This window comes from Candidatus Babeliaceae bacterium (assembly GCA_041660765.1).
Taxonomy (GTDB): domain Bacteria; phylum Babelota; class Babeliae; order Babelales; family Babelaceae; genus JBAZVR01.
The window spans coordinates 758,317-775,965 of the sequence record JBAZVR010000001.1 but is presented as its reverse complement, the minus strand read 5'-3'; the positions used below and the strand labels follow the sequence as shown (position 1 = coordinate 775,965).

Below are 17,649 nucleotides of genomic sequence, written 5' to 3'. Positions count from 1 at the left end.
AATTTGGGATCTTCATGAAAAAAAAAATTATCATACTTTTTTTTATCGTTACTAGCTTTGTAATCCTTTTTTGGTTCAATTATATCACTCAGCGCACATTGCCAGAAATCCCGTCTCCCATTATTGTTGGAACATCGGCTGATTTTAAGCCATTTTCATTTAAAGAAAACGATAAAATTGTTGGTCTTGATATAGACATCGTTAATGAAGTGTGTCGACGCCTTGGTCAGCCGCTTATTTTAAAAGATATGCCGTTTGAACTTCTTATTCCTCAATTACAATTGGGCACTATTCATATGGTTGCCGCAGGTTTGACAGCAACGCCTGCTCGAGCTGAACGGGTGCTCTTTGCGCCACCCCATTTGACGGGCGATCAGTTGGTCGTTGTATCACTTGCATCGAATGCCCCTGTTACATCATTGAAAGATTTGGAAGGTAAAGAGGTTATTGTTAATCAGGGATATACCGCCGATGTATATATGTCACAATTTCCTGGGATCAAGATAAGGCGCTTAGGTACTGTTTCTGATGCCTTTTTGGCATTGAGTCATGGTAGGGGTTATGCATACGTGATAGCATCGCAAGCTGTTAAACCATTTTTTGAAAAAAATAATATTACTGATTACAATGTTTTTATCTTGGAAGAAGCTGCTGAAACAGTATCTCTTGCTCTCTGTAAAGAATATCCGATGCTGGCTCAAAAAGTAGCTTCAATCATCACTGATATGGTAGAAGACGGTACAATTCAACATTATAAAGAAGCATGGCTATCGCATGATTAATATGACGATTATTATTGCAGCGTTACCAAGTCTCCTGCATGGCGCGGCAGTCAGTTTATGTATTGCAAGTGCGGCTCTGGGTATCGGTTTTTTTGTGGGAGTGTTATTGGGTATCGCACAAACAAGCAACAGTACGCTATTAAAGAATTTTGTCATGGTGTATGTGACGCTTATACGCGGTACGCCTATGCTTATTCACATTGTTTTTTTATATTATATTTTATCAATCACAGGATTATCTTTATCAGCGCTGTCAGCAGCAATTATAGCAATAGGTCTTAATAGTAGTGCATACGTGAGTCAAATTATTCGTTCTGGAATTAATTCGGTAAGTAGAGGGCAAATAGAAGCGGCAAAAACACTAGGCATAAAAAGAATAGATCTTATCAGATACATTATTATGCCGCAGGCGCTACGCGTTGTTTTGCCTTCATTAGGCAACGAAGCGGTGACGCTTATTAAAGATTCAAGTTTGGCATCTATTATTGGGGTTACAGAGTTATATCAAGAGGGCAAAATTGTTATTAGTCATACATATGATGCCTTATCTGTTTATTGCGCGCTAGCGGTTATATATCTTATCATGACAACCACGCTTTCTAGTTTGGTTAATTATTACGAAAAGCGATTAAACAATGCTCAGTATTAATAATCTTTCAAAAACATTTAATAATAAAAAAATTTTGGACAATATTTCTTTGTCGGTTGCAGAGGGTGAAGTTGCGCTCTTGCTCGGGGCTTCAGGTGTTGGCAAATCGACACTGTTACGCATTCTCAATGCTCTAGAGCCTGCTGACTCTGGAGTAATTACGTATAATAATTCTGTTATTCATCCAGAAAATAATACATACTCGCATATCTTCGGTATGGTTTTTCAGCAGTTTAATTTGTTTGATCATATGACGGTTCTCGATAATATTACGTTCCCCCTAGAAAAGGGGTTGGGGGTCCCACATGAGCAGGCGATATTAGAAGCTCGTTTACTATTGCGAGAATATAATCTTAGTGAGCAAGAACATGTTCCCGCTGTTCGTTTGTCCGGTGGTCAAAAGCAACGCTTAGCAATTGCACGTGCATTGTCTGTGCGTCCGCGAGTTATTTGCATGGATGAGCCTACATCAGCGCTGGACCCATTGTTGACCAATTACGTCGCAGATTCTATTCAAAGATTAGCTGATCAAAGGTACACGGTGTTGGTGGCATCACATGACACGCATCTTATTGCGCGCCTTGCTTGTACTATTTATTTAATGGATGGTGGTAAAATTGTTCAAACCGCTTTTTCTGATGATTTTAAAAAATCTCCAGAAAACTATCCGCTCATTTACAAATTTGTTAGCGGGCACTAATTTATAGTGCCCGTAAATTTTTTTTGATTTTTCCACATTGGATTTACATAATTAATCGGCGTTCTGCCGTCATTATCGTATATATTAAGATGTGCGCCTTTGTTCAGTAATGACATGCATATTTTTGGAGAGGGTAGCATGCACGCATAGTGCACGGGAGTTTTTCCAAAAATATCAATACTGTTAACGCGCGCCCCTTGACGTACCAAATATTCAACAGATTTTGGCAAATTGTTCTTTATTGCAACAGATAACAGTGTTTCAAACGTATCTGCTCTATGAGCTTTTAAAAAATCAATATAACCTTTATGAGATTTTTTAGAAAAAAGTTTAAGTTGTTCTTTAATAAAAGCGTCTTTCTTTTCTGGTTCATTCATTCTGGTAAGAATGGTATACAATTCAGGCTCGAGCTCTGTTTCATCAAATATTAATTGCTTGCGCTGATGTGCTTTATATTTTTTAAATGATACTTCCGGAGACTCGAGTAAAAAATTCCATGTTTTGTGAGCAAGGGGGAAAATATATGTCATATGAGGCTGTATTATGGGCTTAATGGTAATTTCTGGCTTATAATAATAATTATTTAATAATACGTTACTGACAGAATTGGTATGTTTCTCTCCTGCATATAAAATAATGTGCGCTTTGTCAGATCTTATAATTTTAATGAGCATTTCCATATCTGTAATAAAAAATGCCATATTGTTAAAAAGTATTTGCTGGGCCTCTTGTGATAAAGGCGCTAATAATTCATGGATAGTTGCATCTTTATTGTGCTGTAACAGCGGATCGAGCATTGCTTCAATAATATATTTTTGCCATACATCTTTTATATGGGTTTGGAATAATTCAGGTTGTTGGTGTATATGAGTTAGCTCATCTGAAAAATGTGCAATTATTTTTTCTAAATCATTTTTAAAATCTATTATTTTAAAAGTTGCAACTTTACCTGTTTGCGGATCAACTGCTTGCGTTTTTTGTATCGCTTGCATGATTATTTCTGCATAGATGCCGTTTGGACCCAGCGATCTTCTATAGCGATCAGCGTTAATAAATTGTGCATTGCCTGTAGTATTAAATTCTTGTTCAAGTGTAGATCCAGCATAAAAAAGAAATGGTATTTGGCTAGGTGTTAGGCCTGAAACCAAATTGTGTGGAATAGCTTCCCATAATACATCAATTTTTTCAGGGCGTTTCTGTAACGTGCGTAATGCAATAAGAAGGGTTCTTTCTGCAGTAGTAAAAAGGTTTTGCTCAATATCAATTAATAATTCTTTTTTGCCTCTGGATGGTCGTTTAACGCGCTCATGCATAGCAAGATGTGAGTCCCCAATAAGATCAATCGTTTTTTGTAGTTTTCCATGTGCATCAAGCAACATAAGCCGTTGAAATGAGATAGGTATAGGATGTACCCAACAACTGATAATTAACAAAATAAAGATTATTTTTTTGTGCATATTTATTTCTTTTTTTCTATATAAGATAGTTGTATAACATGGTTAAATTATTTTCTAATTGTTGCAAAGAGTGTACGAGTGTGCGGGAACTTTTTTCAGTTTTTGTTTTTAATAGTTTGTCCAATTGAGCTTTCCATTCTTCATTTACAATATCGATGGGTGTTCTGCCTGCGTTATCTTGTATCGTAATATCTCCGCCATTCTTGAGCAAAAATGTAAATATTCTTGGCGATGGCAACGTGGCACTTGCATAGTGTACGGGAGTTCCGCCATATATATTGGCAGTATTAACTCGCGCCCCTTTGCGTATTAAATATTCAACAATGTTTGGCAAGTTATTTTTTACGGCACTAAATAATAATGTTTCAAACGTATCAGCCGTATGTGTTTCTAAAAAATTGATGTAGCTTTTATCAGATTTTTTAAAAAATGGTTCAAGCTGCTCTTTAATAAAAGCACTTTGCGCTGCTTCTTGCTCTAGGCTTACGTCATTCATTTTTTCAATAATAGTATAAAATTGCTGTTCGCGTTCTGTTTCATTAAATAATAATGGCCTTTTTCGGTGTTTATATTTTTGAAATGATGCTTGCGGGGATTCAAGTAAAAATTGCCACGCTCGATGAGAAAGTGGAAACAAGTATTTCATGGTAGGATCGACGACATTAATAGCGATTTCAGTTTGATAGCCAAAATGCTGCAATAAGATATTTCTTACAACTATACTATGGGCAGCTCCCGTGTACGCGATAACATGCTCTGTGTCAGAGCCGATAATTTGAAACAATATTTCGGTGTTTATGATTTGATGAAGCACATTTGAAAAAAATATATCTATTTGTTCAAATGTTAGGCTGGCTAAAAATTCAGGAATGTTTATATCTTTATTTTTTATCAACGCAGGGTCTATCATTTCTTCGATGATTTCTTTTTGCCATATGTTTTTTAAATTGGTCCAGTATGGTTCAATATGTGCATATATTTCGGGAGATTTTTTTTGAATCTGAGCTGATTTCTGTGAAAAAGCTTCGATTACTTTTTCTAAACAATTTTTAAAATCAACCATGCTAAAAGTATATTTTTGCAAAATGTCTGGATCGATTTTTCCAGGTTGAGTTATAAATGTTGGTATCATATCTACATAGATACCATTTGGTCCAAATGTTCTTCTATAACTATCGGCATTAATAAATTTTAAGCCGCCTTTATTATTCATGCCAAATTTTTTTTCAGCAATAAATCCAGAATAAAAAAGAAATGGTACATTAATTTTCAATTGTATAACTAAGTCTCTTGGTAAAGCTTCCCATAATATATCAATTTTTTCAGAACGTTTATGTAATGTACGTAATGCGATAAGAAGAGTTCTTTCTGCAGTGGTAAAAAGTTTTTGTTCAATAACCTCTGTACCCTCTACATTATGGGTTAATAATAATTCTTTTTTGCCTCGGGATGGTCGCCTAACTGACTCGCGTACTGCAAGATGGGCGTCTCCTATAAGATCAACGGTTTTTTGAAGTTTCCCTTTGGCATCAACTAATATGAGCCGCTCAAATGAAACAGGTATAGGGTGCGCCCAAAAAATTATAATTAACAGAATAAAGATTGTTTTTTTGTTCATACGTATTCTTTCTAAAATATTGTGCGTGTTTTATGTATACAATAGAAAAAAATAAGAACAAAAATAAAGCATCTAAGAAAATGAGAGACTATTTTTTTAGTATAGCAAAGCCTTCTTTTTTTACAGCCGCTTGTATATTTTTTTCAAGATTTTGGTCTTTGTGTACATGCGTAATTGCAAAGTGCCCCTGTTCATAGTTACCATTTTTAACAATAAATTCTACATGGGTTACATCAGGAACTTTTTTGAGAGCGAGTGTGACGTCTTGTGCACACCGTTCGCATTCAACTCCTTCAACAGATATCGTAAGGCTGTGAGTGATCTCTGTACGGGGTAATTGTTTTTTTTTGTGCAATTTGCCGCAGCCAGTGACCGTAATCATTAATGTTAACATAAAAAAAAAGAAGCGCATTTTATTTTTTCCACCATCAAGCTTGACAAGTTAATTATAGGTTGTTACGATCATGAAAATTAAAAAATATTATACAATGTCCCCAAATGAACAGTGCTTTTTGTACTGTTCACCCCCCTAACCCTTCAGCTTAATCTTAAGTTGAAGGGCTTTTTTTAGCCCGTGTTATAATCTTAATATCCGTTCCTTCTTGAATAACAGACACCTGTGTATTGTCACATAAAAATGCTCCTACTCCAACCACATTCTCATGAGGTCCATAGGCGAATGGGTTGCGCAAAGCAAGACACATAACATACATGCATAATGCATTTTTCATAGCGTACTTTCATTAATCGTGATTAAACAAGATTGAATAACGCATGTGCAGGCAAGGTTGTTGTTTTCTATAGTAGTCATTTTGCAGTAACTGCATGATGCCATAGGCCCCAGTTCTGACACTGATGTTATAAAATGCATCAATACATAAAAACTTCCACGTATGCTCAATGTAATCGGAGCGAGCGAATAAAATTCTTTTTTGATCAAGTTGCCCACTTCGATAGATTCTATCATGATTCCACTTGTAGTGAGCATGATAATAATTTCTCGTGCGATATCATGATGGGACAAAAACTTTTTTTTGCGTGCGGTTATTTCTATTGATTGGGCAAGACTATCAATCTCGTGGGAAATAGCCGTACATTGCTGCATAATATCGGTAATTTTTTTTGCGCCAGACAAGAGAGCGATTTCGTTCTTATACATCTTACAATTTTCACGCAACGGCACGTAGGCAATCAGCCACCATGCAAGTACGATGATAATGAAAAACAAGCTTACAATGGCGTATCGTGCGTATGATGGCCAGCGCGCTATAATACAATACAGCTTATTGCCTCTTGGAATGAAAAACACTTATTACTCTCTTTTTTTTGATTAAAAATCATGCCTTGTCCATTGCATTGGGTCGACATCAATATTATTAATGCGCAATCCCCAGTGCAGATGATAGCCGCTGGCGTACCCTGTCATGCCCAGCGTTCCGATTGGTTTACCTTTTTTTATTTTATCGCCAACATTGAGTGGTGCAAAATCTTCTAGATGAAAAAATAATGATAATATGCCGCATCCATGATCAATAACAATGGTGTTGCCACTATGTGCGTATCGATTTTTTATCGTAATAATACCATCTTGTGTTGCCCATACAACGCTGCGTGGGGCGCCTAAAAGGTCAATTGCATTATGTGGATACTTGCCTCGTTCCTGAGTTGTTCTGAGGGTGCCGAATTCTGTCGAAATGCCTTTCATGTCACAGGGAACATAAAAACTGCCCTGCCACAATTTTGTCGCAGGAGATTTTCTCGTTGCTTCTTCCAAGTCTGCTTCTAATTGCCGCTCGCTCAAACCAAGTTCATTTTCAAGTTTTATTTTTTCGGTATTAAGGGTGAGTTGCTGTTTCTTGAAAGGATACATCACGATATGAAATTTATTATCAACTGATAACGTATTATTTACTTTGTCGATAATATCAAGATGAATGAGGTATTCATTAGGAATCTCATCGCTTTTTATTGGTATAAAGCATTCATAAATAAGAGAATTTGGCGCTTCTGGTACGCATGTATATGTTTGTGCAAGTGTGCGTGCTACGGCTGATTTTATTTCTTTATTCATCTGAAATTGAAGATGAAGTGTTCTGCCTTGAAAGACTTTAAGATCCGCGTCGCTTTTTATAAAAGCTGCTTGAATCGGTGAATTGTCAACAAAAAAAGGCACTTCTTTGGTGGTCGAGTTTTTATTAAATGATCCATCTTGAACAGTTATTTTTAAAATATGCTTGCCGGAAGTTAATACTTTTGTTGCGACAGGAAATGAATATTGAAATGATGATCTATTAATTTTATGATGCCCAACCAGCACTTTATTATCTAAAAAAACAGAAATATCGTAGACCTTGTAGTCATCGCTTCCATCTACTATGCAGGTGATATCACCTGCATAGTGTTCATCTGTTTCGATACCTGTCAGTGTTACCACTGGATTTGTTGTATCAAAAAAATAATTATATGTATTCCAACTAGCCCATGTCGCAATCGCGATCGCGGGAATTAATACCATTACCTTTATCCGAAATGCCATAGTTATTCTCTGTAATAAAATTAAGTTTTTTTAAGAATTAATAAAAAAATTATAACTTTTTTTACGGATAAGGTAAATTGCGACTTTATTATTTTTGAGAAGATTGTATTGCTTGCTGTGCAATTTTATTTTGTATCATGCTTTTTGATTTACTATCGCTAATGCCTTTATTTCTGTATGCTTCTATTCCTTCAGTGCGTACAACGTGATGTGCGCCTTTAATTTTTGCAATTAAAAATTGAGCTTGTTCATTCTCTAAGCCCAATTCATCTTGTGCATATAGTATTTTTTCACAGTATGTTGGACATTTTTTTATTGTACGGAGTTTTGAGTCTGTTTTTGCTGATAATAATAGCTTAGTAGCTTTTTCGCTACCGACGCCTGAAATAAATTTTTCAAGTACAGCATGTGCGTTGCTTCCAAGAAGCATGAGGGAAAAAAAGAATAATTTTTTCATAAAATGAACTCCGAAAAAATACGATGATTATATTATAATATTTCAAACATCACATATTAAAGGTTTTTGGGGCATTGCGCAAGGGGCAATTGAGGCATTACATTTACAAAATGGGTGTTGTTACTTATAATACCCATAAGAAATATGCATTTACAGAAAAAGGTTCATAATGAAATATTATATTTTACGTGTGGGCTTTTTGCTCATGCTATGCACTTCGTCTTCTTATGCTATGTACACTCTTCGTGATGCTGTCGCCGCGCCTTTTATTACGCTTGCTCCTGTTTGTATATACCTCAGTACTGCTAAAGCCGATACTCCATTCCAACGCTCTTTAGGTGATGCGTTTGCGCAAGCGGCGTTTACTTTTAGAAATGTTGGTGCAAATATTAACAACTCCAAAGGATATGCTGCTTTGCTGGCCGATCAAGTTAATTTGATGAATCCATGGCATGTCGCCATTATTTTATGTGGGTGTTATTTTGTCGTGTGGCCAGGAATAAAAAAAGGCTATCACTATATTTACCCGCCGCAACAAAAAGTATTCGAATCAACTGGTGCTCCCGTTCCTGATACGCAAGTTATTATTCATAGATATGAGCACCATCACCATCACCATCATCATCACCATCACTATTTTGGGATTAGGCCAGATATTAATGGATATGCTTTCGTAGGTGCAGAAAATATCTCTCACGTAAATGAGTTAGGCTAATGAGCGTGCAAGAAGTTATAAAAAACATTCCGCGATTGCCCGGCGTGTATATTTTTAAAGATGCGCACAATGTTGTTCTGTACGTGGGAAAAGCAAAGTCGCTCAAAAATCGCGTACAGTCATATTTTAGAAATAAAAATGATGACTGGAAGGTGGCAGAGTTAATTAAAGAACATGTCACGATAGAATGCATTATCACCAAAAATGAAATAGAAGCATTGTTATTAGAAGCGCAACTGATTCAAGATTTTAAACCAAAATATAATACGTTGTTAAAATCTGGTAACCCATTCTTGTATATTCTATTTACGCCGACAGAAATAAAACTTGTTCGTGTTAAAAAAGAAAAGGGTCAGTATTTCGGCCCTTTTTTACATAAAAAAGAAGCTCGTTCTACATATGATTATTTGCTCAAAACATTTAAATTACAGATGTGTGCGGTCAAAATACCTGGCGGATGTTTAGAATATCACTTGGGCAATTGTGCAGGCAGTTGTAAAATTGATTTTGATCTTACCGATTATAAAATTAGGTTAGAATTGGCTCTGCAGGCTTTTGAAGGCAATCATGCTGCGTTTTTAAAAACTATAGAGCAGCAGATGCGTGTGTATATAAAAAATTTGGAATTTGAAAAAGCAAGAACGTTGAGCATATATTTACAAAATATAGACAAAATTTTTGCGACTATAAAAACAGGATTTACCGAAAAAAAATATGCACAAGAAGTGATGTATGCAACATCACCATTGCGGCGCCCTGATGATGAACTCATGCAGGGGTTAAGTGCATTGCAAGAGTTGCTTGATCTGCCTGTTTTACCGCAGTCTATAGATTGCTTTGATATATCCCATTTTCAAAGTACGCATATTGTTGGTTCTTGTGTACGGTTTGTTGATGGACGACCTGATAAAAATAAATGTAGGCGGTTTAAAATTCGCTCATTGACGGGGCAAAATGATTATGCAGCGTTGCAAGAAATTGTACAACGCCGTTATAAATTGGGGGATTTTCCTGATATTATTCTTATTGATGGTGGCAAAGGACAGCGCAATGCCGTTCGGCATATTTTCCCACAGATTCCGTGCATTAGTATTGCAAAGCGAGAAGAAACATTATTTACAGATTTTCATCCCGAAGGTTTGGTGCTTGATGTGCAAACGCATCTTGGCCAACTCATTATTGCTTTGCGCGATTATGCGCACCATTTTGCCATTAGTTATCACAAACTGCTGCGCAAAAAGTCTTACTCAAATTGATTGGTTGTTCTTGAGAAATACATATTAATTTTACGCTCCGGCTCATTTATACGCAAAGCTTCTTCAGCTTCTTTAACCCCCTTAATGCGCATTGCCCATTCTATTCTTGTTACAGGAGAGGGGTGTGTTGATTGTTTGTGCGCATTTCTTGCTGGTGTTGTTTTAAAAATATCTATTGTCATGCTTGTTATGGCGCGTGCATCTTCACAGGTTCCACATGCAGCCGGAATGCGGTCGGCCTCAGCTTCTTGAGAACGGCTAAATTTTAAATACGACGGCGATCTTTTTAAGTTTTTAACTTTTTGCTCATACCATGATTCGCGTTGAGCTGTCTGTATATAGATCTGTTCGGCATTTTTATCTTTTATGTTTAATATTTTACGAATTATATTGCCTTGTTGGCAGTCATCATAGGCTTGTACTCGATTTTTTTTGTAAAATTCGGCCTTCTTTTGAAGTTCCTGTGCTAGCGCTATTTCGTAATAGAGGTGAGATTGTTCTGCATGCTTAAGTTCATGCAACAATGTTCCTATTTTTTCCTGCTCATTACAATTATCGAAATCTCTATGCGTTAGAGCTAATTTAAATATTCTTGTGTTTTGTGGTATTAACCTTCTTAAGCCTATATAACATGATCTGTTGGAATTACTTTTTTTTACATACAGTGGTAGTTGTATATTTTTTTCTTGAATCATATTTTGTATTAATTCACCCTCGTGTTGAGGAAGAGATGGATGAAAAATTAATTGCGCATTGCGTACGTCTTCTGCGCGCATTGCGGCAATCGTTCTGTCATGCTCTTGCCAATGGGGAGTAATTTCAAACTCTTTTTCGAGCGCTTTATGGGCGCGTTTCGTTTTTTCTTCAATAAAATAGCGCATACATGTGCAGGTTGATACATTATTTTGGTGAAGCAGTAGAGCTGTCTGTTTATATTCTGATGTAGGATTTACGTATTGTTCTAGGGGATTGATATTTTTGATTTTATTGCACGCGGCAATCTGCTTTTCGGTTAAACTCATGCTCATAATATGAGGGTTTGCTACCGACAGAAAAACCAAACTATATATATATTTCATAATAAATTTTACTCAAATGATGGTGTAAGTGCTTGATGTGCGTTTATATTATGCACTTACACATTTTTTTGTCGAGTAGAACTATCATTTACTCAAATTGATTATTGAATTGTGAAAAATACGCATCACCTTTAGGTTTTGGTGTATTTGTTTGTGCAGTTTTATTACGCACATCTTCTGCAGCTTCTTTAAGTAGTACAATTCGTTTTACATCATACATCATTTGTAGTGGTGCAGGATGTTTTGATTGTTTATTAACTTCTGATAACGGAGTTATTGTGACAACTTCTCTTGTCTTGCATGCCATAGCGCGTGCATTTTCAAGAGTTCCTTGCGCAGTCGGACCCATGTCTGCTTCAAATTCTAAGGATCGCGCATGCGCTAAATATGCTGGATTTTCTTGTAGTTTTGCGATCTTTGCATAGTATCGTTCTTCTTCCTCACGAGCTTTTGCAAGAATTTCTGCACTATGTTGATTGCGTATCCAAAATAATGTACGAAATGGTGTTCTCGTGTCTCCTCGCTCAGCCTCTATTCTGGCATTTTGATAAGCTAGGGCTTGTTTTTTAAGTTCTTCTCGAATTTCATCCATATAATAGTCATGGCCTCGTGTTCCGTGAGTAAATTCATGTAATAATAGTCCCTCTTGGGCTTCTGTGCTGTGACGATCATATTGCTTAGTGAGTGTTAAGATAAAAGTTTTTCCATCTTCCATAAGACCTATTTCAGGATTTGCTTTGGAATCTTTTTTTTCTACGCGCAATGGGAGCTTTATGTTGTTTTTTTCAATAATTTTGTTGATAAATTCGACATCTTTTTGTGGAACTGATGGGTCAAACGTAACATGTGCATGTTGTGCTTGTTCGGAGCATTTTTTTTGTACACGAACATCATGTTCTTCCCAATTGGGTGCAATTTTGAATTCTTTTTCAAGCTTTGCACGGGCTTTATTTCTTTCTTCTTCTACGCGGCGTTGTACGCATATCTCGATAGATAAATCATGCTTTATGAGTTCTCGAGCAGTATTCTTATATTCTTCTGTGGGGACATTATGCGTATCTGATACGTTAAGATTTTTAATCTTCTCGCACATTTCAATTTGTGGGGGTGTTAAATGAGGATTCATGCCCATAATTTGGACGCTCGTAATTGTTGTTAATAAGAGTAGTAAGCTATAAACATATTTCATCATATTATTCCCAATAATGTAATTATTTTTTTGTTATAATTTCTAATTGTAACTTATATAAGATAAATGTCAAGTTTTTCGTGGCTTATATTTGAATTACTGGGGGTTTTTGTTAGAATTTTACCAAGAGCTGTTAATTGAGCAAAATATTTCTATTATGGGACTTTCATGAAATTAAAAATAATTCTAGCGCTGGTAAGTGCGCTGGTTATTGGTTGCGGCATGTATCTCTTCTTTACACGCGTTTCGCAACCTAACCCCAAAAATATCCTTACTATAGGTGTGGCTTCTGGTTACGCACCCTTTATCAGTATTAATACACATAATGAGTATGAAGGCTTTGATATCGATGTAGCACATGCATTAGCTCAAAAAATGGGTAAAAAGCTTGAGTTGCTAGATCTAGGTTCCATGACCGCCCTTTTTATGGCTCTTAACCAAGGCAGTATTGATGCGATTATGTGGGGTTTATCGATTACTCAAGAGCGTCTTAAGCGTGTAGCTATGGTGCGGTATCAGGGTGAGCTGGTGACGTCTTATCCTCTTCTTTTTTGGGGGGCTATTCCTGGCGCTATTAAAAGCATAGAAGATATGAAGGGCCTAACGGTCTGCGTTGAGCCGGGATCATCACAGGAAGCAGTTTTAGCAAAATATTACATTAACGTATTGCCAACAGAAAGAATTGATGATGCGCTGCTTAATATTCAGTACGGTAAAGCCGCTGCAGCTTTTGTTGAACCTGCTATTGCAAAAAAATTTAAAAACAAATATCCAGAAATTGTAACGCTTGATGTGCCATTGGCTCCTGAAGATCAGGTCGAGGGTATTGGTATTGCCATACTCCCAGAAAATAAAGACGTAATTAATCAAGTAGAGCGTGCTATTGTCGCTCTGCAACAGGATGGGACTCTTAAAAAGTATGAAGAAAAGTGGGGTATTGCGTGAGTCTTGCACCCTATGTCCCTCTGATAGTGCATGGCGTTATGGTCACCATAGCGGCCTGGCTTATTGCAGGTTTTTTTAGCTTATTGGTTGGTACCATTTTAGGTGTATTAATAAGTCGCCGACTGGCGCTACGCAAGCTGAGTATATTTATACGTATATATGTGTTTATTGCCAAAGGTATTCCTGCTTATGTACATATCTTAATTGCTTATTTTGTTATTCCCGCGCTATTTGGGTTCAAAATTTCTGGTTTTGTCGCAGCAACGGGCGCGCTTGCTTTTTGTTCTAGCGGTTACGTTGCCGAAATTATTCGTGCCGGAATTAATGCAATCCCGCGTGGTCAATGGGATGCGTGTATGGTATTGGGGTATCCGCTCTATCACGCGTTACGTCGTGTCATGTTGCCACAGTTGTTTAAAGCAATTTTGCCCGCACTGTTTGGAGAGTTTGAACAGTTATTAAAGAGCACGTCTTTGTTGGCAACTATTGGCGTAACTGAACTGACGCGCACGGGCATGAACATTATTTCTCGTGAGCTTAATCCTCTTCCGGTTTATCTTATGATTGCGTGTATCTATTTATTTTTTTCGGCAATTTTGCATGTACTATTAATATATAGTGAACGAAAGACTATCCATGGTAATCGTTAATAACCTGACCGTCCAAGTAAAAAAAAATACGCTTCTTAACAATGTTTCTTGCACGTTGGTGCCGGGACGCATTACGAGTTTTATTGGTAAAAGTGGTGCTGGCAAAACAACATTACTTAAGTCTTTGGTCGGCCTTATGCCCATAACTCAAGGCCAGATTATTATTAATGATAAGCAATTGAGTGGCTTGACGCATCGCCAACGATCAGAAGAAATAGGCTATGTTTTTCAAGATTTTAATTTATTCCCCCACATGACTGTTATAGAAAATTGCATTGACCCGTTGTTGGTTCATGACATGCCATTGCATCAAATTGTTCATGGTACGTATTATTTTCAAGCGCGGCAGCAAGCACTTTTTATTTTGCAGCGGCTAGAAATGCAAGATTTTGTTGATAAATATCCATCGGAGCTTTCTGGTGGTCAGCAGCAGCGTGTTGCCATCGCCCGGGCATTATGCTTAAATCCCCGCATTTTATTACTTGATGAGCCGACGGCGTCTCTTGACCCGTTTAATACTGATATTTTGGTCGCCATATTACTTTCTTTGGCAAAAAATGGTCTTACTATTGGGCTTTCTAGTCAGGACATGGGTTTTGTGCGCAAAGTTTTTGACCGCGTTTATTATCTCGAGTCTGGTCGCATTATAGAATTCTGCGACGGCCTTGACCAACTCCCCCAACACCCCGCTATTCAAGCTTTTGTATAAAATAGGATTGCTTGACGCATATCATTGGGCAATCTGTTTATATCAACAAGATCAATTTTTTGTGCTGTTGGCAGGGCGTCAAGCAAGTTCCATAAAAATTGCCATTGATGAATATCCATGCGAAATCCAACGTCAATTGCAACATTCGATCCTGGTTTTTCTGTCCCGTGTGCCCTGGAGTCAAAAAGATAATTTTTTGCATTGGGATAAAATGCTGTGATTGTTTTTTTATCTATAATACATCGTATTTCTTGGTTATATAGCCAAGGTGATGTATTGGCTATGATGGGCCAAAAGAGTACAATAGTATATAAACTATTCTTATATTTTTTTACAGGAGTTGCCTATGAATACAGAACAATTTACAACAGCAACGCAAGAATTAGTAAACAAGGCGATCATGCTCGCGCATGAGCACAAAAATCCTACTCTCATGCCACTCCACATTCTTATCGCAACGCTATCGCAGGAGTTTTGTCGGTCGGTTTATGCGTTAGTACACCTGCCTCTTAAGCAACTCACAGATCTTTCTACAGCAGAATTAAATAAGCTGCCGCATGTTGAAGGTGCGCAGTTAACCGCAGATGTAAGCTTAGAAAATTTTTTTGCTGCATGTAAAAAAGAAGCAGATACTTTGAAGGATTCTTTTATCAGTCTTGAGCATGTTATGCTTGTTCTTGCAGAAATAAAATTATTACCAGTTAGTCGCGCTGTATTACTCAATCACATACAGACGATCAGAAAAGGAAAAACCGTGAAAGACAAAAATGCAGAAAGTCAGTACCAGCTCTTAGAAAAATATTGCCAAAATGTGACGCAGCAGGCAAAGGATGGCAAACTTGATCCGGTTATAGGTCGCAGTGAAGAAATTAGGCGCGTTATTCAAATCCTGTCCCGTCGAACCAAGAACAATCCGGTGCTTATCGGTGAGCCGGGTGTGGGAAAAACGGCAATTGTAGAAGGTATTGCGCAGCGTATTATTAATAATGATATCCCAGAAAGCTTAAAAAATAATACTGTGTATGCGCTTGATCTCGGGCTCTTAATAGCCGGCGCCAAGTATCAGGGGGAATTTGAAGAGCGGCTTAAGGGCGTTTTGAAAGAAATAGAAACAAGCTCTGATAATATTATTTTATTTATTGATGAATTACATATGCTGGTCGGTGCTGGTGCTACCGGTGGCGGCATGGATGCGTCTAATTTATTAAAGCCTGCACTTGCGCGTGGGCAACTACACTGTATTGGCGCAACGACACTCAAAGAATACAAAAAATATATAGAAAAAGATGCTGCTTTGGAGCGCCGTTTTCAAAAAGTATTAGTTGAAGAGCCGACCATTGATGATGCAATCTCTATTTTGCGCGGGCTAAAAGAGCGCTATGAATTACATCACGGCATTAGAATAAAAGACCAGGCGCTCGTTGACGCAGTTATCCTATCATCAAAAAATATTGGTGATCGCTTTTTGCCTGATAAGGCAATAGATTTGGTCGATGAAGCTGCTGCCATGGTCAAAATGTCTATAGATTCTCAGCCGGAAGAAATTGATCAACTTGAGCGCAAAATTAGACAGCTAGAGATTGAAAAAGTTGCACTTTCTAAAGAAAAAAATGGCACGGCTCATGTACGTTTACAAGAATTAGAAAAAGAATTGAGCGACCTTAAAGAGCGCAACGCTCTCTTATTAAGCCAATGGAAGGCAGAAAAAGCGCCGCTGGAAAAAATTAATACTATTAAAGAGCAGTTGGAAGCGGCACATAATCAGTTTGTGCAGGCAGAGCGGGAGGGTGATTTTGCCAAGGCTTCCGAAATTAAATATGGCAAAATGGTTAAGTTGCAGCAGGATCTTGCTCATCAGCAGACTATCGTGGATGCTTTGCCAAAAAAATTATTAAAAGAAGAAGTTGATGAGTCCGATATTGCCGCAGTCTTATCCCGTTGGACCGGTATCCCTGCAGATAAGCTGCAGAGTGATGAGACCAAAAAATTGCTTGCTATGGAGTCAACGCTGCAAGAACGTGTGATTGGCCAGGATGAAGCGATTGCAGAGATTGCACATGCGATCTTGATGCATAGAACTGGTCTCACTGATCCCAATCGGCCCATTGGTTCATTCTTGTTTTTAGGACCTACGGGTGTTGGTAAAACAGAAGTGGCCAAAACCGTTGCGGAATTTCTCTTCGATGATCAAAAAAAACTGATCAGAATTGATATGTCAGAGTATATGGAAAAGCATGCCGTTGCGCGGCTTATCGGCGCTCCTCCGGGCTATGTTGGCTATGAAGAAGGTGGTCAATTGACTGAAGCTGTACGTAAGCAGCCATACGCGGTTATTTTATTTGATGAGATCGAAAAAGCTCATCCAGATGTTTTTAATATTTTTTTACAAATTTTGGATGAGGGGCATTTGACCGATAGTCAGGGGCGGACCGTGTCATTCAAGAATACTATTATTATTATGACGTCTAATATTGGGTCTGATATTATTCTGGAAGCAGGCGCCATTAATGATACTGTCAAAAAATCTATAGAAAGCTTATTACGAAAAGCATTTAAGCCGGAATTTTTAAACCGTATCGATGGCATAGCATTTTTCAAAATGCTCACTCAGGACGATGTTGTGAAAATAGCGGCATTACAGCTATCCCAATTGCAAAAAAGACTGGCAGAAAAGCAGATAGTTTTGCATATTACTCCGGAGGTTATCGCTAAAATTGCTCAACTGGGGTATGAAAAAGAGTTCGGCGCTCGTCCACTCAAGCGCGCCATCCAGCAGCATGTCGGTGTCCCACTCTCTGCTTATTTACTCAAAAACCCTACTGCAAAAACGGTAACTATTTCTCTTAAGCAAGATTCTATTATTATAGAGTAATTTTAAGACGAGAATTAAAAATCAAAGTATATCAG

Annotated in this window: 19 protein-coding genes; 9 read left to right on the top strand and 10 right to left on the bottom strand. The window is 37.5% G+C overall.

Annotation, left to right across the window (positions count from 1 at the left end):
- The first annotated feature begins 14 nt into the window (after positions 1-14).
- From WC707_04370 to WC707_04360, 3 genes are read left to right on the top strand one after another with little or no spacing between them, the layout of a single operon-like run.
- Positions 15-782: a transporter substrate-binding domain-containing protein gene (locus tag WC707_04370; protein MFA6066384.1), complete on the top strand. Its 768-nt coding sequence runs from the start codon at positions 15-17 to the stop codon at positions 780-782.
- The gene (locus WC707_04365) at positions 775-1,431 is read left to right on the top strand and encodes an amino acid ABC transporter permease (GenBank protein MFA6066383.1); all 657 of its coding nucleotides are present in this window, start codon (positions 775-777) and stop codon (positions 1,429-1,431) included. The genes WC707_04370 and WC707_04365 overlap by 8 nt, the downstream gene beginning before the upstream one ends.
- The gene (locus WC707_04360; GenBank protein ID MFA6066382.1) at positions 1,418-2,131 is read left to right on the top strand and encodes an ATP-binding cassette domain-containing protein; all 714 of its coding nucleotides are present in this window, start codon (positions 1,418-1,420) and stop codon (positions 2,129-2,131) included. Before WC707_04365 ends, WC707_04360 begins: the two co-directional genes overlap by 14 nt.
- Here WC707_04360 and WC707_04355 read toward each other — a convergent pair.
- The 7 genes from WC707_04355 to WC707_04325 form a co-directional block, all read right to left on the bottom strand.
- Entirely contained in the window at positions 2,128-3,588 is a 1,461-nt protein-coding gene (locus tag WC707_04355) for an ankyrin repeat domain-containing protein (protein ID MFA6066381.1), read from the bottom strand. The genes WC707_04360 and WC707_04355 overlap by 4 nt on opposite strands.
- A gap of 16 nt (positions 3,589-3,604) precedes the next feature.
- A complete protein-coding gene (locus WC707_04350; protein ID MFA6066380.1) occupies positions 3,605-5,206 on the bottom strand; it encodes an ankyrin repeat domain-containing protein in 1,602 nt (533 codons plus the stop codon).
- A gap of 88 nt (positions 5,207-5,294) precedes the next feature.
- The gene (locus WC707_04345; protein ID MFA6066379.1) at positions 5,295-5,600 is read right to left on the bottom strand and encodes a heavy-metal-associated domain-containing protein; all 306 of its coding nucleotides are present in this window, start codon (positions 5,598-5,600) and stop codon (positions 5,295-5,297) included.
- Positions 5,601-5,754: 154 nt separating this feature from the next.
- Positions 5,755-5,937, bottom strand: coding sequence for a hypothetical protein (locus WC707_04340; protein ID MFA6066378.1), 183 nt, complete (start codon positions 5,935-5,937; stop codon positions 5,755-5,757).
- Positions 5,934-6,515: a type 4a pilus biogenesis protein PilO gene (gene pilO, locus WC707_04335; protein MFA6066377.1), complete on the bottom strand. Its 582-nt coding sequence runs from the start codon at positions 6,513-6,515 to the stop codon at positions 5,934-5,936. The genes WC707_04340 and pilO overlap by 4 nt, the downstream gene beginning before the upstream one ends.
- Before the next feature lie 21 nt (positions 6,516-6,536).
- A complete protein-coding gene (locus tag WC707_04330; protein MFA6066376.1) occupies positions 6,537-7,742 on the bottom strand; it encodes a M23 family metallopeptidase in 1,206 nt (401 codons plus the stop codon).
- Between the two features lie 88 nt (positions 7,743-7,830).
- Positions 7,831-8,199 carry a hypothetical protein gene (locus WC707_04325; GenBank protein MFA6066375.1) on the bottom strand — a complete coding sequence of 123 codons (369 nt, stop codon included), beginning with the start codon at positions 8,197-8,199 and terminating at the stop codon, positions 7,831-7,833.
- 169 nt (positions 8,200-8,368) lie between these two features.
- Between WC707_04325 and WC707_04320 the strand changes: the two genes are divergently transcribed.
- Positions 8,369-8,914 (top strand): hypothetical protein, encoded by a 546-nt coding sequence (locus tag WC707_04320; protein ID MFA6066374.1) that lies wholly within the window; start codon positions 8,369-8,371, stop codon positions 8,912-8,914.
- Positions 8,914-10,170 (top strand): GIY-YIG nuclease family protein, encoded by a 1,257-nt coding sequence (locus WC707_04315; GenBank protein ID MFA6066373.1) that lies wholly within the window; start codon positions 8,914-8,916, stop codon positions 10,168-10,170. The genes WC707_04320 and WC707_04315 overlap by 1 nt, the downstream gene beginning before the upstream one ends.
- Here the strand turns inward: WC707_04315 and WC707_04310 are convergent.
- Positions 10,158-11,249, bottom strand: coding sequence for a M48 family metalloprotease (locus WC707_04310; protein ID MFA6066372.1), 1,092 nt, complete (start codon positions 11,247-11,249; stop codon positions 10,158-10,160). The two genes, WC707_04315 and WC707_04310, sit on opposite strands and share 13 nt — an antisense overlap.
- 88 nt (positions 11,250-11,337) lie before the next feature.
- Positions 11,338-12,441 carry a hypothetical protein gene (locus WC707_04305; GenBank protein MFA6066371.1) on the bottom strand — a complete coding sequence of 368 codons (1,104 nt, stop codon included), beginning with the start codon at positions 12,439-12,441 and terminating at the stop codon, positions 11,338-11,340.
- A 165-nt stretch (positions 12,442-12,606) separates the two neighbouring features.
- On the opposite strand from WC707_04305, the gene WC707_04300 reads away from it, so the two are divergent.
- From WC707_04300 to WC707_04290, 3 genes are read left to right on the top strand one after another with little or no spacing between them, the layout of a single operon-like run.
- Positions 12,607-13,383 carry a transporter substrate-binding domain-containing protein gene (locus tag WC707_04300; protein MFA6066370.1) on the top strand — a complete coding sequence of 259 codons (777 nt, stop codon included), beginning with the start codon at positions 12,607-12,609 and terminating at the stop codon, positions 13,381-13,383.
- Positions 13,380-14,033, top strand: coding sequence for an amino acid ABC transporter permease (locus WC707_04295; protein MFA6066369.1), 654 nt, complete (start codon positions 13,380-13,382; stop codon positions 14,031-14,033). Before WC707_04300 ends, WC707_04295 begins: the two co-directional genes overlap by 4 nt.
- Positions 14,020-14,742: an ATP-binding cassette domain-containing protein gene (locus WC707_04290; protein MFA6066368.1), complete on the top strand. Its 723-nt coding sequence runs from the start codon at positions 14,020-14,022 to the stop codon at positions 14,740-14,742. Before WC707_04295 ends, WC707_04290 begins: the two co-directional genes overlap by 14 nt.
- Here the strand turns inward: WC707_04290 and WC707_04285 are convergent.
- Positions 14,727-14,861, bottom strand: coding sequence for a hypothetical protein (locus WC707_04285; GenBank protein MFA6066367.1), 135 nt, complete (start codon positions 14,859-14,861; stop codon positions 14,727-14,729). The two genes, WC707_04290 and WC707_04285, sit on opposite strands and share 16 nt — an antisense overlap.
- A gap of 227 nt (positions 14,862-15,088) precedes the next feature.
- Between WC707_04285 and WC707_04280 the strand changes: the two genes are divergently transcribed.
- On the top strand, positions 15,089-17,614 hold the full coding sequence (locus WC707_04280) for an AAA family ATPase (GenBank protein MFA6066366.1): 2,526 nt from the start codon (positions 15,089-15,091) through the stop codon (positions 17,612-17,614).
- Positions 17,615-17,649: the final 35 nt, after the last annotated feature.

Coding starts and splice junctions, on each gene's coding strand:
- WC707_04370 (MFA6066384.1), top strand. CDS start 15: ATGAAAAAAAAAATTATCATACTTTTTTTTATCGTTACTAGCTTTGTA.
- WC707_04365 (MFA6066383.1), top strand. CDS start 775: ATGATTAATATGACGATTATTATTGCAGCGTTACCAAGTCTCCTGCAT.
- WC707_04360 (MFA6066382.1), top strand. CDS start 1,418: ATGCTCAGTATTAATAATCTTTCAAAAACATTTAATAATAAAAAAATT.
- WC707_04355 (MFA6066381.1), bottom strand. CDS start 3,588: ATGCACAAAAAAATAATCTTTATTTTGTTAATTATCAGTTGTTGGGTA.
- WC707_04350 (MFA6066380.1), bottom strand. CDS start 5,206: ATGAACAAAAAAACAATCTTTATTCTGTTAATTATAATTTTTTGGGCG.
- WC707_04345 (MFA6066379.1), bottom strand. CDS start 5,600: ATGTTAACATTAATGATTACGGTCACTGGCTGCGGCAAATTGCACAAA.
- WC707_04340 (MFA6066378.1), bottom strand. CDS start 5,937: ATGAAAAATGCATTATGCATGTATGTTATGTGTCTTGCTTTGCGCAAC.
- WC707_04330 (MFA6066376.1), bottom strand. CDS start 7,742: ATGGCATTTCGGATAAAGGTAATGGTATTAATTCCCGCGATCGCGATT.
- WC707_04325 (MFA6066375.1), bottom strand. CDS start 8,199: ATGAAAAAATTATTCTTTTTTTCCCTCATGCTTCTTGGAAGCAACGCA.
- WC707_04320 (MFA6066374.1), top strand. CDS start 8,369: ATGAAATATTATATTTTACGTGTGGGCTTTTTGCTCATGCTATGCACT.
- WC707_04315 (MFA6066373.1), top strand. CDS start 8,914: ATGAGCGTGCAAGAAGTTATAAAAAACATTCCGCGATTGCCCGGCGTG.
- WC707_04310 (MFA6066372.1), bottom strand. CDS start 11,249: ATGAAATATATATATAGTTTGGTTTTTCTGTCGGTAGCAAACCCTCAT.
- WC707_04305 (MFA6066371.1), bottom strand. CDS start 12,441: ATGATGAAATATGTTTATAGCTTACTACTCTTATTAACAACAATTACG.
- WC707_04300 (MFA6066370.1), top strand. CDS start 12,607: ATGAAATTAAAAATAATTCTAGCGCTGGTAAGTGCGCTGGTTATTGGT.
- WC707_04290 (MFA6066368.1), top strand. CDS start 14,020: ATGGTAATCGTTAATAACCTGACCGTCCAAGTAAAAAAAAATACGCTT.
- WC707_04285 (MFA6066367.1), bottom strand. CDS start 14,861: ATGGATATTCATCAATGGCAATTTTTATGGAACTTGCTTGACGCCCTG.
- WC707_04280 (MFA6066366.1), top strand. CDS start 15,089: ATGAATACAGAACAATTTACAACAGCAACGCAAGAATTAGTAAACAAG.